The sequence below is a fragment of the Providencia sp. PROV040 genome (assembly GCF_032706145.1).
Classification (GTDB): Bacteria; Pseudomonadota; Gammaproteobacteria; order Enterobacterales; family Enterobacteriaceae; genus Providencia; species Providencia hangzhouensis.
Window position 1 is genome coordinate 1997514 of record NZ_CP120530.1, and the last position, 17350, is coordinate 2014863.

Annotated in this window: 14 protein-coding genes; 7 read left to right on the top strand and 7 right to left on the bottom strand. The window is 42.6% G+C overall.

Annotation, left to right across the window (positions count from 1 at the left end; all coding sequences use genetic code 11):
• Positions 1 to 83 precede the first annotated feature (83 nt).
• The 5 genes from P3L40_RS09160 to P3L40_RS09180 form a co-directional block, all read right to left on the bottom strand.
• Entirely contained in the window at positions 84 to 485 is a 402-nt protein-coding gene (locus P3L40_RS09160; protein ID WP_004257363.1) for a hypothetical protein, read from the bottom strand.
• A gap of 1 nt (position 486) precedes the next feature.
• Positions 487 to 2379 (bottom strand): hypothetical protein, encoded by a 1893-nt coding sequence (locus P3L40_RS09165; RefSeq protein WP_210852349.1) that lies wholly within the window; start codon positions 2377 to 2379, stop codon positions 487 to 489.
• Positions 2376 to 3182 (bottom strand): DUF4123 domain-containing protein, encoded by an 807-nt coding sequence (locus tag P3L40_RS09170; RefSeq protein WP_210852351.1) that lies wholly within the window; start codon positions 3180 to 3182, stop codon positions 2376 to 2378. Before P3L40_RS09170 ends, P3L40_RS09165 begins: the two co-directional genes overlap by 4 nt.
• Positions 3179 to 5308, bottom strand: coding sequence for a type VI secretion system Vgr family protein (locus tag P3L40_RS09175; protein WP_316928035.1), 2130 nt, complete (start codon positions 5306 to 5308; stop codon positions 3179 to 3181). Before P3L40_RS09175 ends, P3L40_RS09170 begins: the two co-directional genes overlap by 4 nt.
• A 69-nt stretch (positions 5309 to 5377) precedes the next feature.
• On the bottom strand, positions 5378 to 5911 hold the full coding sequence (locus tag P3L40_RS09180; RefSeq protein ID WP_410482068.1) for an Hcp family type VI secretion system effector: 534 nt from the start codon (positions 5909 to 5911) through the stop codon (positions 5378 to 5380).
• Between the two features lie 162 nt (positions 5912 to 6073).
• Here P3L40_RS09180 and P3L40_RS09185 point away from each other — a divergent pair, with 162 nt between their 5' ends.
• From P3L40_RS09185 to P3L40_RS09195, 3 genes are all read left to right on the top strand, one after another.
• Positions 6074 to 6748: a sugar phosphatase gene (locus P3L40_RS09185; RefSeq protein WP_036958082.1), complete on the top strand. Its 675-nt coding sequence runs from the start codon at positions 6074 to 6076 to the stop codon at positions 6746 to 6748.
• A gap of 88 nt (positions 6749 to 6836) precedes the next feature.
• A complete protein-coding gene (locus P3L40_RS09190; RefSeq protein ID WP_004259790.1) occupies positions 6837 to 8669 on the top strand; it encodes an SLC13 family permease in 1833 nt (610 codons plus the stop codon).
• A gap of 167 nt (positions 8670 to 8836) precedes the next feature.
• A complete protein-coding gene (locus P3L40_RS09195) occupies positions 8837 to 9253 on the top strand; it encodes a hypothetical protein (protein ID WP_228677068.1) in 417 nt (138 codons plus the stop codon).
• A 51-nt stretch (positions 9254 to 9304) separates the two neighbouring features.
• Here P3L40_RS09195 and yfbR read toward each other — a convergent pair whose 3' ends face one another.
• Complete coding sequence (gene yfbR, locus P3L40_RS09200; protein ID WP_196732110.1) at positions 9305 to 9886, bottom strand: 5'-deoxynucleotidase; 582 nt, start codon at positions 9884 to 9886, stop codon at positions 9305 to 9307.
• A gap of 407 nt (positions 9887 to 10293) precedes the next feature.
• Entirely contained in the window at positions 10294 to 11508 is a 1215-nt protein-coding gene (locus P3L40_RS09205) for a pyridoxal phosphate-dependent aminotransferase (RefSeq protein WP_004259802.1), read from the bottom strand.
• A 790-nt stretch (positions 11509 to 12298) separates the two neighbouring features.
• Between P3L40_RS09205 and P3L40_RS09210 the strand changes: the two genes are divergently transcribed.
• The 4 genes from P3L40_RS09210 (at position 12299) to nuoC (ending at position 17350) form a co-directional block, all read left to right on the top strand.
• On the top strand, positions 12299 to 13222 hold the full coding sequence (locus P3L40_RS09210; RefSeq protein ID WP_036958083.1) for a LysR family transcriptional regulator: 924 nt from the start codon (positions 12299 to 12301) through the stop codon (positions 13220 to 13222).
• A 1114-nt stretch (positions 13223 to 14336) separates the two neighbouring features.
• Positions 14337 to 14780 (top strand): NADH-quinone oxidoreductase subunit A, encoded by a 444-nt coding sequence (locus tag P3L40_RS09215; protein WP_004259806.1) that lies wholly within the window; start codon positions 14337 to 14339, stop codon positions 14778 to 14780.
• A gap of 18 nt (positions 14781 to 14798) precedes the next feature.
• Positions 14799 to 15473 (top strand): NuoB/complex I 20 kDa subunit family protein, encoded by a 675-nt coding sequence (locus P3L40_RS09220; RefSeq protein ID WP_004912254.1) that lies wholly within the window; start codon positions 14799 to 14801, stop codon positions 15471 to 15473.
• Between the two features lie 74 nt (positions 15474 to 15547).
• Entirely contained in the window at positions 15548 to 17350 is a 1803-nt protein-coding gene (gene nuoC, locus P3L40_RS09225) for an NADH-quinone oxidoreductase subunit C/D (protein WP_410482069.1), read from the top strand.

A 17350-nucleotide genomic window follows, 5' to 3' on the forward strand; every position in this document is an offset into this window, starting at 1 on the left:
ATCCCCAATATATCGATTGGTAATTGAACATCAAACAATTGCTATTATTTTTTTATTCGTCTCGATATACTTTAATGGCTCTACTATTTTTTATAAATTTCGTTAAGTGAAAGCTCAGTATAATTATCCTTCTCAGATGCCAAATAACTTTCGTTCTTATACATTAAATTCCATACATAGATATAAAAATCCCGAGCGGTTATACCGTCAGGTAAGTCTAATTGAGGTGCTCCAGTATAGTAGCAATCCTTTAGCTCTTTTTCTGAATAGTATGCTATCGCATACTTAAAACTATCCTTGAAACGAATTTGATACTTTAAAGGCAACATATCAATATACGGCTTAAGTATTTTATCAACAATTAAATCAATACTTGAATGATTATTCAAATTCAGTTTCAATAACGCTTCATCTTCATTCGGGCCACCATCAAGTGGAGCCCAAAATCCAGATATATACCATCTACTAATCTTTATCTTTTTCATTTCATTTTATTCCAAATATGCTATACATTTTTCCTGTTTTTTTATCAAAACCAGCTCTTACTGTTGATGTTTGAAAGTATTCGCCTTCTTTTGTATAGCCTTCCGCAACGATTCTTCCCATGTCAACATCGACACGCCCATTTGTATGAATGTTAGGATCATATAATTCACCCGCTTTTTCTATTGCTTCTAACTGATCTTGTGGATTGATAAAACGTGTTGAATTAGTTGGACTACCTTGTACTCCATCGGGAGTATATCCAGTTTTTGATCTGTATTTTTGTTGTTCTAATGTTGTACCGGAACCATGCCTACGTAAGCCATGTATATTGTCGCTACCATATTCTGCTTCAAAGTCTTGTATTTTCTTCTTATACTCCTTTTCTAGACTTACATAAGCAGATTTTACATCCTTTCTTTCAGCCGTCAGAATATAATCCCGAAAATCCACCGGTTCAACATCGTGTCCCGTATGGCGCCAAACTATTCCATCATCCGCAATCGGCAGTGTTTCAGGCCGAGTATCAGACTCATGAATAGCAAAACCTTCAGGTTTTTCGACCTTTTGTGGCAACGGTGAGGGGCCCGCATGAATGATGGGTTCATTTGGAATATCATCAATCCGCGCAGAGATATTAATTATCTCCCCTGATGCCGCCACGCCCATGTAAAGGGTTGTCCCATCTGCATCAAAACGGTAAATTTCGGCTTGGTTATTAGCGCTCGGCAATCCATTTGAGGATTGATATATCGGTAAGCTCAACACTTCTCGCGCTTCGGCTTCGGAAGCCAATTCACCTTTAATCACTGGCACTTGGTCAAAGCCACTGTCTCGCTCAGTATGGTACGCAATCAGTTGAGATGCACTTGCCACCGCTGCCGCTGTGGTTCCCGTTGAGGCAAAACCCACCCGTAAACGCGTTGGGGCTGTTCCGCCTATTTCTGCAATCTCAAGTAGGTCTGGATGCGTTAAACTATCCCCATCATAGATATTTGGTATCATACCAACCAATACGCGAGCACTGTCAAACCAAGTCGACGAACCCAATCCTTTCGATACCCCTTTGGCTATTGCATAGTCATTTTCAGACTGGAAAGCAAATCGCCTTGAGTCTTGATTGATATCCGGTGGATTAATTGCTTGTTGACCCATAGCGCCACCTGCCGCTGCTCCACCGAATCCGCCTATAGGACTCGGAGGCATAGGAGCTACGAAGGCATTGGCAGTACCAATCCCTAACAAGCTCAAAAATGAGGAAGAACGTTGGCTCGGTTGTTTCGCTGCGGCATCAATACCACAGGTATACGCGTTGTAATCACATAGCCCAAAGTTAGCCAAGTCTTCGACGGTATCACCCGCATCGGTATTGCCCAGACCTCTCAACGTGGATTTGGCAAACACGGGCTCTGCAATGCGCTTAATCGCAATCACACGGCGATGGTCATAGGGGAACAATAGGGGATAGCCCTTATCCCGTTGTTGATAGTGGGTAGAACGGCTTATTTGCCCTGTCGTCATGCGGTGGACGGTCGTTGGGGCATTGGGATTAAACGCCCCTGCGCGGTTGTTTTCACTCAGGAGATACCCCTGCTCACGGCAATAATCACTCAGTGACTTATCGTTACCTTGAATAGCCGCCGGAGGTGACAGCGTTGTCAGGGCATCGGCTAAGGGTTGCGCTTCAAGGCTAAGTGTATACGGGCGAGCCGTTAAGCCTTCCGCTTTAATCAGGCCTTGTGGGCCGCTACTGCCTTGCATCGTACGGCCTGTGCCTCGCTCGGCGAGCGAATAGGGCACGTTAGCTAAGGGTTGTCCCTTGTCATCGACCAATTGCAGCTCTAACCAAAATCGGTAGTTTTCACAGATAATGCACGATTCGACTTTCTGACTCATGACGGCTCCGTTGTCGTGGTTAACCAGCCTTGTTGCTGGGCATAGTCCGTAAATTGTGTGGCGGTGCGTGTATGGATATCCCCAGCTTGAGCTGGATGCAAGTGTAACCAATCCACTAAACGTCGGTGAAGTTGGCCTTCCGGTGTGTCGAGTGATAGAGCGACCTCTGCGTGGTTTTCCCACAGTTCACACGCCAGGTTTTCCGCTAACAGCTGGATAAATTGGGCGGAGTTTTCCCACGCAGCCTGTAAGTGTTCCCCCATGATAAACGGACGGGCTTGCAGTTCAGGAATGGGTAAAGGGTTATGCCGGGTAGGCGATTCAAAAAAAGCAGGGGCACTGGGTGTCTCCAGCATCACCTCATGAACAGGGGTCATCAGCACAGACCAATCCACCGCACGCATTTTGGGAATAAGCACATTCGCAATACGTGTGTCCATTAAACGCAGCACCACGAGCTCTTCATTCAGCTCCACCAATTGGCGGTTTTGCCAATGCTGTAACTGGTATTGCCAATCCAGCGAACTGCGATACGCCCAGCCCCATGTGTTATCACTTAAGCCTTTACGGTCAAGCAGTTGCCCCAATGGGGCATACGCACTCGGTTTTAATTGCACAAGCCACGGGCTCTGACCGATTAAATGGGCCAGTGAGGTGCTATTGTAAATAGGAAATGCCTGTTCAACCCAATCGTTGGCAAACAATAAGTCTGTCGGGTTGGGTGTGGCTAACGTATTGAGCAGTAAATAGATAGGGTCGGTATTCGATGCCGTTAACCATGTTGTCCAAGGGGTGAGTCTCATTGGTTTCCCCCATTAGGCTTAATCACCCAACTGCCCGTCGCTTGGGCTTGCATCGCGCAATAGGGTTTAATCGGATAAAGCGGTATCGCAAACGGGTCAACGCCATCCGGCAATTGAATGTCTACCGCTTGCCCTGAGCCTCCGGCACTGTCGCCAATCGCCACATTGCCTGACGTAAACACATTGCCCGGTGTCACTCGCACAAAACTGCCGCCCACTTTTAAGGTAATTTCCGTCGCCGCATCAATCACCACTTTCCCTTGGCTGGTGATGTGGGTCTCTTGACCACTTTCACTCACCAGTGCACCGTTAATTTGTTGGTGATAACTGCCAAGCACCTGTTCAGAGATATCACCTTCTATTTGAGCCTTGTGCGTCCCTTTAATGTGAAGGTGGTCATCCCCTTGAATGTCAGTAAAACGGTGTTGGTCAATACGCTGTTTGACATCCTGTTGAACATGGGTGTGGCTATCATGTTGAATATGCACATTCATGTCACGCTGGGCATGAATATATACTTCTTCTTGCCCTGCTTGGTCTTCGAAACGTAATTCGTTAAAACCTTCCCCTTTATGAGTGCACGTTTTAAAGGTGGTGCGTGTTTTTTGGGTCGGTAAATCTAACGGAGGGGCATTGCGACCGTTGTACATGCACCCCGTAATGACGGGACGGTCAATGTCGCCATTCAGGTAACTGATTAAAACCTGCTGCCCAATATGGGGGATACTCATAAACCCATAGCCATTTCCGCTCCTGCCATGCGTCACAGGTACCCAGCAAGACGCACTGTGGTCAGGGATACCACGCCTATCCCAATGGAAATAGACGGTCACTTCCCCTTTGCTGTTCGTGTAGATTTCTTCCCCTTTCGGCCCGACGACTGTCGCAACTTCATCCCCATCGGCAAGCGGCTTATATCGGTAAGGCGGACGCCACTCTTGGGTGCTGGGCACAAAGGAAAGTTGATTGCTCAGTTGGGTGCCTTCACCACCACTGTTATCCGCTAATGGCTGCACACCGTGATGGGAGACACTCACCACCTGCCATGTGGTGTTCATACGCGCGCTGGGGTGGTTAGACAAAGTAAAAATACGTCCCGGTGCTAACTCAATGCAGTTCGTTGTCGCTGAACCTACTTGCCGCTGGTTTTGTGATTGCTCGTAACGAATTTGGTTAAAAGGTTGCCCTTGTGCATCCTCTTGAAAGCGACCATAGCTTTCAAACACTTCATGTTGCTGATGAACTTCCCCAGTGACTTGGTGGCTCAGTGGGTAAGAGGGGCGAAGTTGATTATAATCTTTATCCACACGAATATCGCTGCACAACTGCTCAGCATAGCGCCATGTGGTGGCGGTACTGTCAGTGATATCCGTTTCAGATTGCGGATTATAGGTGAGCGATATCCCCGCTTTCATGCCTAAATGACGGTCACTGTAAAACAGTTGTGGGCCTTCTTCGAACCAGTAATTAATCCCTTCTTCGGCAGCGAGGCGGCACCAGAACTCATACATCGTTTCACGCTTTTGGGTGATATACTCGCGTTTTAGATGCTCTTCAGGGTGGTAAAACTGCTTATCAAATTTGATGTGAGACTCGCTTAATAGCGTCTCAAGAATGTTCGGCACCGTCATATTTTGGAAAATGCGGCTGTCCTGCTTAAGCGTCATCACCCACATTTCGGGGCGTATCACAAAGTGATACCAGGTTTTAACCCCATCGGTATTGCCTTGCTCTGCCCCGGCTAAAATGCCTTGTACCGTGCGAAGAATTTTTCCATCTCGCTTTACAGTCAACGAAGAGGCCACACCCAGTACCGTTTGAAAATCAATCTCGGGTAACGGGCTGACCGCCTGAATCGACAGTGAAAAGAGCTGGGAAAGCCCTTCTTGCAAATCAAACTGGGTCACTTGAAAGGTGTTTTCAGGTAGCCCACCAATTGTGCCAGTGAATACCAATCCCGTCCCCATTTCGCCATTCATAATACGCTCTAGCAGTTGACCATGGGCTTCTTGCAAGGCTTGGTCCTGTGCATAGGTTCTGCCGCCAGTGTATCCGCCACCATGAATAAGCGGGTTATTTTCGGGGCTGCCAAGTCGTTTGTTTTTATTGGGGTCTGTCCAAGACATGGGAATTTCCTCTACGGAAGAAAAAGCTAAAAACGCAAACGAGCCTCGAAAGGCTCGCTAAATTTGAACTTACGCTTCGAGCGGCGCACGCCAGTCATCAGCACCGGATGTGCCTGCAACGGTGTGTTCCCAATCGATTTTACGGTAAGACAGAGAGACTTCGATTAACTGCGTGAAATCCGCTTTCGCGGGGTCTTGGCAGTGTGGCATTTGGCAATCGATATTCACGATAGTCGCATCCGTTAATGTGGTGGTGAAGAAATGCTCTTGCTTCCCTTCAACCGATGTGCGGTACCATTTCAGTTCCACTTTCGGCAGCATTTCGCCAGACGCTAAGGCGTTATACAGCAGTGGAACGGCTTTATTTAACGCCACGGTGAAACGGAACGGCTTGTGCGCACGTTGGCCTGAAGGTTGACCGGATTGTGGGTCAGTCGGTACAGTCACAACATGAGAAAATTCTTGCACCAGCATTTGGTCTTCATGACCTTGCACATAGATATTACCGACAGAATCGGCAGTAAATGCACCGGCAGTGATGTTGCCTTGGGTTTTTCCCTCAATGGAAATACAACAGAAATCACCATGTCGTTCAAAAAACACAAAGATCAACAGCCCTAGCGCATTCAAATTTATGTCTTAGGCTCAATTCTTAACTATTTTTAATATTGAGGTTGCGTATGGGCGCCTATTTAGCGTTAACTAGTGGGCTAGAATCGATTCAACTTTTTATGTTATGTGAATTGCAAAATTAAAGGGGTAGATGTGAAATTAAAGGCAAAAGGGTTTCTATTTGATTTAGACGGTACGTTAGCGGATTCACTCGCAGTCGTTGAACGTTGCTGGTGCAAATTTGGTGAGCGTATTGGTAAAAGTGCGGACGAAGTTATTAGCTATATTCATGGTAAACCCGCAATGACCAGTTTGCGCCATTTTTTACCCGAGGCGAGTGATGAAGAAATTATGGAATACTTCCATTGGCTAGAAAAAATGGAAAGCGAAGATGTGGAGGGCGTTGTTGCTCTACCCGGCGCTATTGCTTTGCTGACGCGTTTAAATGAAATTGGTGCACCGTGGGCAATTGTCACCTCTGGTACTGTACCAATTGCTCATGGGCGTCAACAAGCGGCAGGGTTACCAGAGCCTAAACATTGGGTAACATTTGAAAAAGTGTCCAAAGGTAAGCCTGACCCAGAGCCGTTTTTACTTGGTGCCCAAGCACTTTCTTTTCCTGCAAAATCCTGTATTGCCTTTGAAGATGCACAAGCAGGCATCCATTCAGCATTAACAGCTGGTTGCCAAGTGGTGGCAGTCCATGCACCAGAAGGGATGCCTCGTCGTGATGAAATTCAAGTAATTGTGAGTTCATTGGAACAAATTTCCGTTATGGGACCTGACAATAATGGTGATTATGAACTTTTCGTGTCTAATTTGACTTAATGGTGATTTAATCAAAGAAATTCTCCGTAAAACATGCTTAACTAAATAAAATTCTTAGCAATGTTTTTTTTCGTCGAAAGGGGATATTTTGAACGGAGAATTGCTGTGGGTCTTAACCCTTCTATTGATTGCGATAGTTCTATTTACCACAAATAAAATTCGCATGGATGTGGTCGCGTTACTTGTCATTGTCGCGTTTGTGCTGAGCGATACCTTAACGCTAGAACAAGCTACCGCAGGTTTTGCTGACCCCAACGTCCTGCTAATTGCAGCATTGTTTGTCATTGGTGATGGACTTGTTCGCACAGGGATAGCCTATCAAATGGGAGACTGGCTTGTTCGCGTTGCAGGAAGCAGCGAAAGCAAAATGCTGGTTTTCTTAATGCTCACTGTCGCTGGGTTAGGGGCTTTTATGAGTTCCACAGGAGTGGTGGCTATCTTTATCCCCGTCGTATTAAGCGTTGCATCACGCATGAAAACGTCCCCTAGCCGGTTGATGATGCCATTAGGCTTCGCAGGGCTTATCAGTGGAATGATGACACTGGTGGCCACGCCACCGAATATGGTAGTGAATAGTGAGTTAGTACGAGAGGGGATCAAAGGCTTTCAATTTTTTTCTATTACCCCTATAGGCATTCTCATTTTATTAGCCGGTATTGCCTACATGTGGCTAACAAGGCGTTGGCTAGGCAGTAATGAACCCGACAAACTCCCTGAGCGTTATCGACGTACTTTCCGTGATTTAATTCGTGATTACAAATTGACGGGTAGAGCTCGCCGCCTTGCTATCCGCAAAGGCTCGCCACTCATAGGCCATACGCTTGATGAACTGCATCTTCGCTCCCGTTATGAAGCTAACGTGGTTGGGATAGAGCGTTGGCGTAAATTCCGTCGCGTGATGGTGAGTGCAACGGGGGGAACCGAGCTACGCGAGCGGGATGTTTTATTAGTCGATATATCCGTGAGTGATGACGATTTGCGCCAATTTTGTAGCGAGCAACTTCTTGAACCGATGATTTTACGGGGAGATTATTTTTCAGACCAATCACGTGATGTGGGAATGGCTGAAGTGTCGATGAACCCTGATTCCGAACTATTGGGGAAATCGTTGAGGGACATTAAATTTCGTACTCGTTATGGTTTGAACGTTGTTGGTATTCGTCGAGATGGCAAGGCACTGGATGGAAAGCTAGTTGATGAACCGCTTAGGTTAGGTGATATTTTATTAGTTATTGGTGACTGGAAATTGATCCGAATTTTATCGACTAAGCCGCGTAACTTTATTGTATTGAACCTAGCTGCTGAAGTTGAAGCTGTTGCACCCGCTGCGTCTCAGGCTCCTCATGCCTTGTTTTGTTTGGCGCTAATGGTCGCGATGATGGTGACCAATGAAATTCCTAATTTTATTGCAGCACTTATTGCCTGTTTGTTAATGGGGAAATTTCGCTGTATCGATATGGAAAGCGCTTATAAGTCAATTCACTGGCCTAGTATTATCTTAATTGTTGGGATGATGCCTTTTGCGCTAGCATTACAAGAAACAGGGGGGATTGCGCTTGCTGTCGATGCGTTAATGAAAGTGGCTGGTGGGTTAGGGCCGCACGTGATGCTATTGTGCCTGTTTATTTTGTGCGCCACTATTGGCTTATTTATTTCCAATACTGCAACTGCGGTGTTAATGGCGCCGATTGCCATTGCGGCGGCGCGTCAAATGGAGGTTTCACCACTTCCTTTTGCCATGATTGTTGGGATAGCCGCATCCGCTGCCTTTATGACTCCAGTTTCATCACCAGTGAATACCTTAGTTTTAGGGCCTGGTGGGTATAAATTTGCTGATTTCCTAAAAATTGGTGTGCCGTTTACTATTATCGTAATGCTAATTAGTATTTTGGTTGTACCGGTATTATTTCCCTTTAATTAATTTTTGTTATTTATAATCTCAAAATTACCATCAATAACGAATGAAAAGCAAATCGTTATTGATGGTTTTTTATTAAAAAAACGTAAGCGTTAATATTTATTCGTTTTTTCATTTGATAAATGAAATGCTAGCTTATTTCTGACAAATCAATGTGAGGAATATATAATATGAATAAAGAAACTGCTACACCGGAAAGGTATTATTTGGGCTTGGCAACATTTGAAAACTTTTGGGGGGAAGACTTAAGTTCTGTTGTCATTGAGCATTATATTAATAACCTTAGTAATAGCAGAACGAAAAAATATCCCAGTTCACAAACTTTGTCTAATATTGCAAATAAAGCAGTTATGAAAGATATTTTTGCATTTAAATATGAGCTCGGTATTAATGATTCATATGATTACTGGGTAGTTGAAATAACAACTAAAAGTGGCAAAAAATATCGTACAAAATCGAGTTTTTATTGTTCTATTACCTTTGAAGATAAAGGAAAAGTGGTTTTGGGGGTTAATGGGGACTTTAAGCGGCTGTATGTGCATTTTCCGTCATCGTCTGACTGTTCTACGGCATTTAACGAAGTATAATTAATAACTGCTTATGCAGAGTAGGAATATTTATTATTCCTACTAAAAAAATTAATTACTGATTTCATCAAGGGAAAGTTTAAAACCTGGGACAAATTTTTCCATAAAATAGTCCATTTCAGGGCTTTTCCTTTCTTCTAATATTTTCTCTAGGCGTTTTTTTGCAAGTTTAAATTCACTATTACCCGCGGAAAGCTCTTCTAAACATTTTAAATAAGCGCACAATGAGTCAGCTTGTTTAACCAATGAATGTTCTTCATCAGTCTGTGAATCTTCAATAATTAGCTCACGGAAGTCATCTTGCAGTTCTTCTGGTAGCATTTCGAGTAATTTTTGCTGGGCGAACTTCTCTATTTTTTTATATTCATGAGCAATTTGCTGATTATGATATTTAATCGGAGTTGGTAAATCTCCAGTGATAACTTCGCTCGCATCATGGTACATGGCTAACATGGCTATTCGTTCTGCATTAACCTGACCGCCGAATCGACGATTTTTGATGATAGCAAGAGCATGGGCAACCATAGCCACTTGTAAGCTATGTTCCGAAACGTTTTCAGTTCGTACATTGCGCATTAAAGGCCAGCGGTGAATGAGTTTCATTCTAGCAAGGTGGGCGAAAAAGTAGCTCATAAGTCCTCTTCTGTGGTGTCTGCAAACAACTAAAATTATAACGGAAATAATGTGGTAGTGATATATTTTTATTGTTTTTTAATAAGTTACTAGTTCGTAATTATTTATTAATATTTATCTTCATATTAAGATGATCATAATAATATAATCAGAATCTGACTTTAATTTAACTGTTATTTTAATTGTGTTGAATTATAGAATCAAAAAAATATAATGAATGTTCAATTCGGAAATAAAGAGGCAATATGAAATATTTTCCATTTATATTATTGGGCTTTTTCCTGGTGGCAATTTATTTTATTTCTATTATTTGATTATCAGAATAATACAGTCTATTAATGATAACTCGATTTAGAATAAAAAAGCCTCCGGAGTAGGAGGCTTTCACTTTATGTTTGATAAAATTTTTATTGGCGATAACCTTCAAGGAAACGGCCAAATTTATTAATCGCCATTTCAAGGTCATCTGCATAAGGTAATGTGACAATTCTAAAGTGATCGGGTTCAGGCCAGTTAAATGCGGTACCTTGAACTAATAACACTTTCTCTTGTAACAATAGGTCTAAAATCATTTTCTGGTCGTCATAGATATTAAATCGTTTAATATCGATTTTTGGGAACATATACAGAGCACCTTGTGGTTTGACACATGAAACGCCCGGTATTTGGTTGATCAACTCCCATGCACGATTACGTTGCTCATATAAACGACCACCTGGTTGAATAAATTCACTGATACTTTGGTAGCCCCCGAGTGCAGTTTGAATAGCATGCTGCATTGGAACGTTAGCGCACAGGCGCATTGAGGCCAGCATTTCTAAACCTTCAATATAGCTTTTTGCATGTTTTTTCGGGCCGTTTAATACCATCCAACCTTGGCGAAAACCAGCGACGCGATAAGTTTTAGATAAACCATTAAATGTGATGGTTAATAAATCTGGGGCGAGGGCGGCAATAGAGTGATGTACAGCATCATCATAAAGAATTTTATCGTAGATCTCATCAGCATAAATAATAAGATTGTGCTGGCGAGCCAATTCGACAATTTCCATTAACAGATCTTTACTGTAGACCGCACCGGTTGGGTTATTTGGGTTTATGACCACAATACCACGCGTTCTCGGGGTGATTTTTTTGCGAATGTCTTCAATATCAGGCATCCAACCTTGTTGCTCATCACACATATAATGAACGGCTTTCCCACCTGAAAGGGAAACCGCAGCGGTCCATAATGGGTAATCAGGCGCAGGCACTAACATTTCATCACCATTATTAAGCAGCGCTTGCATGGCTTGTACGATTAATTCAGAAACGCCATTACCAATGTAGACATCTTCCACGGTCATTTCATGAATACCGCGAGCTTGGTAATGCTGCACAATCGCTTTACGGGCAGAATATAAGCCTTTTGAATCACAATAACCCTGAGAACTAGGCAGATTACGCAAGACATCAACTAGGATTTCATCTGGGGCTTCAAAACCAAATGGGGCCGGGTTACCAATATTGAGTTTGAGGACTTTGTTGCCTTCTTCTTCTAGGCGTTTAGCTTCTTTTAAGACGGGCCCACGAATGTCATAGCAAACATTATCGAGCTTACTGGATTTAGTTAGATTATTCATAGTTTTCTCATTACCCTAAGGGTTACATTGGTCGAGCCGGCGTTATTCCTTTACTCTACTCCTCCCTCAGAAGCTTTTGAAGATGCAAGGTTATTTTTGGTGTAAAAGGTTGGTTTACGCTTAAATGTAATGTTTGGTATCTTATTATATGGTTTAAGTTAGCTGTATGTTCCTAAAATATAGCATTGTGTGGATTATAATTTTAACATTTATTGATGTTTTGGAGTATAAAAAGTAAAAAAGCAGAAAAACAGAGGAAAAAGGAAAATTTGTATCAAAATGTAATATTAAGCATTGAATCATTAAAATAGACATGATTTTTTTGCTGTAATAGCCTTTTTTTATAATAATTAGTGTGATTTTGTTAGTAATATTGATTGTTTCGAGTCATTTTTATTAACAAAAAGTGTTGCTTAAAATTGTAACTATTTGATATTCATAACTATAGGTAAATAGTGAAACGAATTTTATAATGTGCTTACATTAAAATAATTGTGATTACATTAAATATGTTACTATTTAAGCGTGTTCTAGAAAGCGCTTTGTTAGTTTGTTTTTTAGGAAAACATCCCCTTTTTATTAAAATTATTTGATTTTTGGAAGTATGCTATTTGCACACGTGCTCTATCAATTATAAATGATGAGCAGGGTGGAAAAGTAAAATAATTAGAAGTTATTGCAGATCTATGGATTAGAAATGCACTCGCTTAGTAGTCGCTATAAACTCGCTGATTCTCATGGAGGAGAGCAGAAACACCAGGTAACATAAAATTATATAAGAGAATGAACGATGATAAATTCCAATCGTCCCATCATGAACCTAGATCTTGATTTGCTACGTACTTTCGTTGCTGTCGCAGATCTTAATACATTTGCAGCTGCAGCTGCAGCCGTTTGTCGAACACAATCTGCTGTGAGCCAGCAAATGCAACGTTTAGAACAATTAGTCGGTCGTGAGCTTTTTGCTCGTCATGGACGAAATAAACTGCTTACCGCACATGGATTGCAATTACTTGGCTACGCAAGGCAAATATTGCGCGCCAATGACGATGCAACGGCATCATTAACTTATAATGACGCTGATGGTGAATTGCGCATCGGTGCATCTGATGACACCGTCGATATCCTATTACCTTTCTTGCTTAATCGTATCGCGTCTGTCTATCCAAGAATTGCAATTGAAGTACGCATTAAACGAGCTCAGTTTATTGAGTCAATGCTTGATAACCATGAGATAGATCTTGCATTAACAACGGCAAGAATTAGCCACCATCCTAAAACGGCTTTAAGAACCGTGCCTGTTTTGTGGCATAGCGCACCCGATTTTCAATTGCGTCCGAATGAGCCGATCCCATTAGTTGTTATGGATGAAACTAACCCATATCGTAAACTTTGTACTAGTGCCCTTGATGATGCAGGTTTGTCATGGCATGTTGCTTATGAAGCAGCTTCTCTGCCTGCTGTTCGTGCAGCAGTTAATGCGGAAGTAGGGGTAACTGCAAGGCCAATGGAAATGCAAAATGCAGATTTACGTATTTTGAATGAAGCTGATGGGTTACCACGTTTACCTGATATTCAGTATTGGTTATATAAGAACGCAGACGAACAAAAAGATTTTGTTCTGACGGTATTCGGTGCGATCGAAAACAAAAAAATCCCTTATGTGGCAGCCTCAGCAAGTGAGTTGATGGATAGCAACGAGGAAAGTAATTAAGTTAATCGATTCATCTAGTTGCTTTAATCGCAATATCTAATCGATTTATTGTACTGGCGGTAATTCCAATTATTTTGGGATTGCCGTTTTTTTATATCATTTTTGTTGGTTTATTACTGAATCACTTGTTTGTGATCAATGTGTTATTGGCTGTGTACAAATAAAATCAATGTGTTAATCGCAATCTAAAGAAGGCTCGTGTGGCGACTGAGATAGCTATTTTTGGTTAAATGGTTAACGCACGGGTAGGTTAAGTTGTTAGATAACAGTTTAACGGATTCGTTGGTAATAACTGAAACGATTATTTCATGCAGTGGAACTCAATTTTCAATATTGGGAAACGGTATCGAGAAATTTGTTTTTATGCATGTTTAAATAATGTCCAGTGATATCCTTAGTAGGATATCGAGTTCAAATTTATCGATTTTTTATTAATTTCCGCTCATAAAAAAAGCAAATAACCACTTAATAAGTATGGTTAAATAAGAAAGACCATGAAATAATTGTGATGTAGCTGGCATAACCTGAATTTCATTGTTTGGTTAACAATTTGTTATGTTATTAACAATGTTTTTTTATTGAATAGATAAAATAGCGCTGTAATGTCAGTTAGTTACTTGAAGTAATGCGTTAAAAAGAGTTACAAAGACTTAAAGTTAAATTGAATGCTATGTAAACAAATTGAGTACTTTTTCAATAAAAGTGTGCGTTAGATCAAATAAAAAGAGCAATTTTTCATCTGTTAAGACAGGTTTTTCCTGAGATAATGGTGTAGTAAAAACGAATAATCAGTTAAACTAGTTTGCGTGTTTACTTGAGTATCATTACACTGACACGTTTTAGCAGATTATGAGTGCTTTTTGTTGTTCTGTTGTTTTCAAAGTGTGAAGTTTTTGTAACAAATACGGGTTATTTTACTTAGTTTAAGTGAAATAAATTGTAATGAGAGAGGACAAACCAAACGCAGTCAACAGGCTGATTTAAGTTTGGTGATATTTTAGTTTGTGATCAATTTTGGTCTTTCTTCTCGATTAACTGGGCAATTGTGGTGCAATACTGCCGTGATGTAAAAAAGAGCAGCTAACACACCATAAGTAATGAGTAAGCAACGAGTATGTCTACATCAATCCTAGCGTTAGCCCATAACTGGGCGTTTGCGATATTCCTTATCGGCACTATCGGTCTTTGTGCTTTCATGTTGGTCGCAGGTCACTTTTTAGGTAGCCGCGCCAAAGCCAGAACAAAACATGTTCCTTATGAGTCAGGTATCGACTCGGTCGGTAGTGCACGTCTCCGCATGTCTGCTAAGTTTTACTTAGTTGCCATGTTTTTCGTTATCTTCGATGTTGAAGCCATGTTCTTATTTGCATGGTCAGTCGCCATCCGCGAAGCCGGTTGGGTAGGTTTCATCGAAGCCGCGATCTTTATTTTGGTATTGTTGGCGGGACTGTTTTACCTCGTCCGCGTTGGGGCATTGGATTGGACTCCAGTCCGTTCCCGCGGAAAAGTAAAGCATCCTAGTGAAGTTATTAAAATCAGCAATCGTCATCCGCAGTAAAAAGCGAGGCATTATACAATGGATTATACGCTCACCCGCATAGATCCGAACGGTGAGAACGACCGTTACCCACTGCAAACTCAGGAAATCGTTACCGATCCACTGGAGCAGCAAGTTGAAAACAGTGTTTACATGGGAAAACTTTCTCATGCACTTCACGATGTGGTTAATTGGGGGCGCAAAAACTCTCTATGGCCATATAACTTTGGTCTTTCATGTTGCTATGTAGAAATGGTGACTTCGTTCACGGCTGTTCATGACGTTGCCCGCTTTGGTGCAGAAGTACTGCGTGCTTCACCTCGTCAAGCCGATTTCATGGTAGTAGCAGGTACTTGTTTCACAAAAATGGCACCTGTTATTCAACGTCTGTATGACCAAATGCTTGAACCAAAATGGGTTATTTCCATGGGTTCATGTGCCAACTCTGGTGGCATGTATGACATTTACTCTGTTGTACAAGGCGTCGATAAATTTATTCCTGTGGATGTGTATATCCCAGGTTGCCCACCGCGTCCAGAAGCCTATATGCAGGCTCTGCTTCTGTTGCAAGAATCTATCGGTAAAGAGCGTCGACCGCTGTCTTGGGTTGTTGGAGACCAAGGGGTTTACCGTGCCAATATGCAATCAGAAAGAGAAAGAAAGCACGGTGAACGTATTGCAGTGACAAACCTGCGTACACCAGACGAAATTTAAGGCTTAAAGCCATACAGCGTAACAGAGCAATGTTGTTGCGAAATAATAAACCTGATCAAGCGTTATGGTGAAGAATGATGACAGATCAGATAGCGCAAGCGAGTAGTAACCAGCCAGGATGGCAGACACAGGATCACTTAAACGACCCTGTGCTTCTGGAACTGCGCAATCAATTTGGGCCGGATGCCTTTTCTGTTCAAGCAACTCGCACTGGTATGCCAGTGCTTTGGGTGCGTCGTGAACAGTTACTGGAAGTGGTCGATTTCCTAAAGAAATTACCAAAACCGTATGTCATGTTATTTGACTTACATGGGGTAGATGAACGTCAACGAATTCACCGTCAAGGTCTGCCAGAAGCAGATTTTAGTGTTTTCTACCACCTCATCTCTATCGTTCGTAACCGCGATATCATGTTAAAAGTCGCTCTTAATGAGAAAGACTTAAATGTGCCTTCTATTGTTTCCCTGTTCCCGAATGCGAATTGGCATGAGCGTGAAGTGTGGGATATGTTCGGTATAACGTTCCAAGGTCACCCAAATTTACGCCGCCTTTTAATGTCACCAAGCTGGGAAGGTCACCCACTGCGTAAGGATTATCCTGCGCGTGCGACTGAGTTTGACCCTTTTGTTCTGACTAAGCAGAAACAAGATCTGGAAATGGAAGCCTTGACTTTCAAACCAGAAGAGTGGGGCATGGCACGTGGAAATGAAAACGAAGATTTCATGTTCCTAAACTTGGGGCCAAACCACCCATCCTCACACGGTGCGTTTCGTATCGTATTACAACTGGATGGTGAAGAAATTATTGACTGCGTACCTGACATTGGCTACCACCACCGTGGTGCTGAAAAAATGGGTGAACGCCAGTCATGGCACAGCTACATTCCTTACACTGACCGTATCGAGTATCTCGGTGGTTGTGTGAATGAAATGCCATATGTGTTAGCCGTTGAAAAACTGGCTGGCATTGAAGTGCCGGATCGCGTGAAAACCATTCGTGTCATGCTGTCTGAGTTATTCCGCATTAACAGCCACTTACTGTACATCAGTACCTATATCCAAGACGTTGGTGCGATGACCCCTGTCTTCTTTGCGTTTACCGACCGTCAAAAAGTCTACAACGTGATTGAAGCGATTACCGGTTTCCGTATGCACCCTGCATGGTTCCGTATCGGTGGTGTTGCGCACGACTTACCGCGTGGTTGGGAAAAACTGCTGCGTGAGTTATTAGACTGGTTGCCAAAACGTTTAGAGTCTTATGTGACTTCTGCACTGAAAAACTCCATCTTAAAAGGTCGCTCTATTGGGACAGCAATGTACTCTAAAGAAGAGGCGCTGGCATGGGGTGTAACAGGGGCTGGATTACGTGCAACAGGCGTTGATTTTGACGTGCGTAAATGGCGTCCATATTCAGGCTATGAAAACTTTGAGTTTGATATCCCTATCGCTCACAACGGTGACTGTTATGACCGTGTGATGATCAAAGTAGAAGAGATGCGCCAGAGTATTCGTATTCTTGAGCAATGCTATAAGAATATGCCAGAAGGTCCTTTCAAAGCTGACCATCCATTGACAACTCCGCCACCAAAAGAGCGCACGTTGCAGCATATCGAAACCCTGATCAACCACTTCTTACAAGTGTCTTGGGGGCCGGTGATGCCAGCAAATGAGTCATTCCAGATGGTTGAAGCGACGAAAGGTATCAACAGCTACTACTTAACCAGTGATGGCAGCACAATGAGCTACCGTACGCGTATTCGTACGCCAAGCTACGCTCACTTGCAGCAAATTCCTGCCGTGATCAGAGGTAGTTTAGTTTCAGACTTAATCGTCTATCTGGGTAGTATCGATTTTGTAATGTCGGATGTGGATCGCTAA